Below are 4,152 nucleotides of genomic sequence, written 5' to 3' on the forward strand. Positions count from 1 at the left end.
GCCTTATCCCTTCGGAATGCAAACAAAGACGACCGATTTCCCCGATACACGACGATCGGACGAATCGTCGGCGTGAAGCCGTCTGCCGTACCAGCTCACGGTTCATGCATGCCCGTTGTCAAATACGGCGTTCACCCCGCCGCAAGCCCCCGATTGTCAAACAGTGTGAGTCAATCGTCAGCATTTGCAACGGAAGTAACAGTCCCCGCAATTCAATCGTTTTGCCCGGCGGCGCCGCTACATTAGCTTCACCTGCCGCATGTCGCGGTGAGGCATGCGACAAGCCGCTCGAAGGCGGCCCGCAGCAACAACGTCTTTGGGGAGAATGACCATGAACAAGATCCATACGATTCTGCTGGGTGCCGCTCTGACGGCGATGGCGACGTCGGCTGCATTTGCACAGACGGCCCAGACCGGCGCGCAGGGTTCCGCAGGGGTTGGCGCCCAGGTTCAGACGCCGCTGCTCGGCGGCGGCGTGGGCGTGCAGGCCGGCGCTGGCGCGAATGCGGCAGGCTCGGGTGCGGGTGCGGGCAATGTAGTCGGCGGCGCGCTGAGCGGTGTCGGCAAGACGGTCGGCGGCGTGGGCTCGGCAGCCGGCACGGCGGTGGGCGGCGCGACGCAGGCAGTCGGTTCGGCGGCCGGTGCGACGAAGGATGCGGCGGCATCGACCGTGCACGCGACGAAGTCGCACGTGAAGCACGTCGCAAGCTCGACGAAGAGCCATGCGCAAGGCGCGGTGTCGACGGCTGGCGACGTCGCGGGCGGTGCGAAGGCGAAGGCCGGCGAAGCGCTCGAAGGTGCGACGAACTCGGTGCAGGGCGGCGCATCGGTCGGCGTGAAGGGTTCGGCGTCGGCGCAAGGCGGCGCGCTGTAACAAGCGGCACCATTCCGCCACGGCCCGGCCCGCTTCGATGCGGGCCGGGCTTTTTTATCGGCGCGCGGCCACTGCCCATTGCTCGCGCGTCATGCTTAAATAGCAGGGGTTCCGACCACCGGCCGCCACGATGACGGGGCCGGCCGGCATGGGCCAGCATGTCCGATCGATACCGTGACGCGGCGAGTGACAGCAGGTAGCCGGATGCCTGCGTGTGGTGCGACGCACGCGGGGTGATCGGGCGTGTTTTCCTGAATCCCGTTCAACGCCTTGCCGGCTTCCTTCGTTGCGCTCGAAACCGGATTTCGAACCCAACCGCCATATCGAGCGATTGCTGGCCGTCGTTTCGTGAACCGCTCGTTCTTCAGTGGCGCGGTTTCGTTGTCTCGCGATCGCACTGCGGCACAATGGCGATTCGCATCGGTATCGCGTGCTTCCCCACCGTCCGGACCGACGCAGAACGCATGTCGTTATCCGCTTTCAGGTACCATCCCGACCCGCTTGCAACCGGCGGCGCGATCCGGTTCGGCACGCGCCGCGCGTGCCGCGGCAAGTCCGGCGGCGGTCGGAACGACACTTGACGGCACGGGCCCGTGCGAGCGGCGTCGTCCCTTCGCCATGAAACAGAGGAACCTTCGTGAAGTTCATCCACGCGGCAGACATTCACCTTGACAGCCCGTTGCACGGCCTGAGCGCGTATCCCGACGCGCCGGCCGCGCAGTTGCGCAACGCGTCGCGCGAGGCGCTGCGGCAACTCGTGGATCGTGCGATCGAAGAGGAAGTCGCGTTCCTCGTGATCGCGGGCGACCTGTACGACGGCGACTGGAAGGATCACAACACGGGCATCTTCTTCGGCCAGCAGATGGGGCGGTTGCGCCGGGCCGGCATCCGTGCGTTCGTGCTCGGCGGCAACCACGATGCCGAAAGCGAGATGACGAAGAAGCTGACGCTGCCCGACAACGTCACCGTGTTCGGCCACCGCAAGCCGGAGACCGTCCGCCTGCCGGAATTCGACGTCGCGCTGCACGGGCAGAGCTTCAAGGACAAGGCCGTCGTCGACAACCTCGCGATCGGCTATCCGGACCCGGTGCCCGGGTACTACAACATCGGCGTGCTGCATACGGCGCTCGAAGGGTATGCGGCGCATGCGAACTATGCACCGTGCACGCTGGCCGAACTGCATGCGAAAGGCTACGACTACTGGGCGCTCGGCCACGTGCATGAATTCCAGCAATGGACAGGCCCGTCCACCGTCGTGTTTCCCGGCAATCTGCAGGGACGCCATATCCGCGAGACGGGCCGGCGCGGCGCGGTGCTCGTGACGGTCGAGCAAGGCAAGACGCAGGTCGAGCGCCTGTATCTCGACGTGCTGCGCTGGGAAGCCGTGTCGGTCGACGCGTCCGATTGCGTGTCGGTGGCCGATCTGTCGAGAAAGATCGGCCAGTCGCTGGAGGCGCTGTTGACCGTCGACGGCCACGTGCCGCGCGCGGTGCGCGTCACCGTTACCGGGCGCACCCCCGCGCACGGCCTCTTTTTCGGCCGCGCGCCGCAGTTGCGTGCGGAGGTGCTGAACCAGATCGGCATCATCGGCAATGAGCGGCTGTGGCTCGAGAAGGTCCGGCTCGCGACGTCCGCGGCCGATCAGCAGCCGGGCGAAAGCGAACCGCTCGAGGCGCTGGAGGACCTGAAGCAGATCCTGGCCGACGCCGCGCACGATCCGGATTTCCTCGCGCTGCTCGAACGCGACCTGAAGCCGTTCGTCGGCAAGGTCCGCAGCGACGTGAAGGAGGAGGTGCCGTTGCTGACGATGGCGCGCGCGGGCGAGCTGACCGCGCTGGTCGAGCAGGTCGGGCCCGCGCTGCTCGCGCGGCTGGCGAGGGGGGAGTAAGCGATGCGCATCAGTCAGCTCGATCTGATCAAGTACGGCAAGTTCACCGACGAGACGCTGCACTTCCCGTCGGCCAGCGAGGATTTTCATGTGATTGTCGGGCCGAACGAGGCCGGCAAGTCGACGATCCGCACGGCCGTGTCCGAATTGCTGTTCGGGATGAAGCTGCAGACGCCGCTCGATTTCCTGCACAGCACGCCCGAGTTGCGGATCGGCGGCGTGCTGGAGAGCGGCACGGGCGAATTCGCGTTCCACCGGGCGCGCGGGCGCAGCCCGTTGCGCACGCCCGCCGACGACAAGCTGCCCGACGACTATCTCGCGGCCGTCCTGGATGGCGCGACGCGCGAATTCTTCGAGCAGATGTTCGGGCTCGATCACGGGCGGCTGGTCGATGGCGGCCGCAGCATTCTCGACGCATCGGACAAGCTCGGCCAGGTGCTGTTCGAATCGGCTGCCGGGGTCGGCAGCCTGGGGCCGGTGCGCGAGGAACTCGACGCGCGCGCGCTCGAATTGTGGGCGCCGCGTCGCAGCGGCAGCGCGTTCGCGCTGGCCGAAACGGCATTCAACGAAGCCGTCACCGAACTGAAGACGGTCCAGGTGCGCACGCGCGACTGGGTCGATCGCAAGGACGCGCGCGAAGCGGTCGAGCAGCAGATCGAGCAGGCGCGCGCGGAACAGCGCCGGCTCGAAGCGCTGCGCTCGAAGCTCGAACGCGTGCGGCGGCTTGCGCCGTACCTGAAGGAGCTGACGGTCAAGGACGCGGCGCTGGCCGAACTGGGCGCGGTCGTCGAGTTGCCGCCGACCGCGTACGCGGATCTGCTGAAGGCGCAGGGCGATCTCGCGGCCGAACAGAAGGTGCTCGAGGAGCGGCGTGCCGATCTGCTCGCGAAGCGGCAGGCGCGCGATGCGATCGCCGCGGACGCCGACACGCTGGCGCTCGAAGCCGATATCGAAGCGCTCGATCGGCTGCGCGGCGCATGCATGAATCACGCGCAGGATCTGCTGCTGCTCGGCGCGGACGTCGAGCGGCACCTGTTAGCCGCGTCGTCGGCGGCCGCGCAGCTCGGCTGGCCGACGGACGAAGCGTCGCTGCGCGCCGCGTTGCCGACGGCGCTGTCGCTGAAGACGGTCGCGAACCTGCTGCGCGAACACGGTGCGCTGCACCAGGCGCTTGCCGGCGCACGCGAATCGCTCGACGAGCGCACGCGCGAGCTGGCGCAGGTCCGCGAACAACAGGCGCGCCTGTCGACCGTCGACGTGCCGGAAGCGTTGCGCGCGGCGCTGGCCGATGCGCAAGGCTTTCGCAACAGCGGCGCGCGCGAGCAGGCGCTGGCGCACGAAATCGCGGCGGCCGAACGCACGCTGTCCGGCGCGCTCGACGCGCTCGGCC

At 67.8% G+C, this 4,152-nt stretch carries 3 protein-coding genes; all 3 read left to right on the forward strand.

Going from position 1 to position 4,152, the window contains the following annotated elements; all coding sequences use genetic code 11:
- The first annotated feature begins 331 nt into the window (after positions 1 to 331).
- Entirely contained in the window at positions 332 to 874 is a 543-nt protein-coding gene (locus JMF90_RS26850) for a hypothetical protein (protein WP_011549383.1), read from the forward strand.
- A 637-nt stretch (positions 875 to 1,511) separates the two neighbouring features.
- Positions 1,512 to 2,762, forward strand: a complete 1,251-nt coding sequence (locus tag JMF90_RS26855; RefSeq protein WP_201317195.1) for a DNA repair exonuclease — start codon at positions 1,512 to 1,514, stop codon at positions 2,760 to 2,762.
- Positions 2,763 to 2,765: 3 nt separating this feature from the next.
- On the forward strand, positions 2,766 to 4,152 hold a 1,387-nt coding region (locus tag JMF90_RS26860), incomplete at its 3' end, for a YhaN family protein (RefSeq protein WP_201325642.1).

Origin of the sequence: Burkholderia sp. E168m23, assembly GCF_016586125.1 — a bacterium.
GTDB classification, from domain to species: domain Bacteria; phylum Pseudomonadota; class Gammaproteobacteria; order Burkholderiales; family Burkholderiaceae; genus Burkholderia; species Burkholderia orbicola.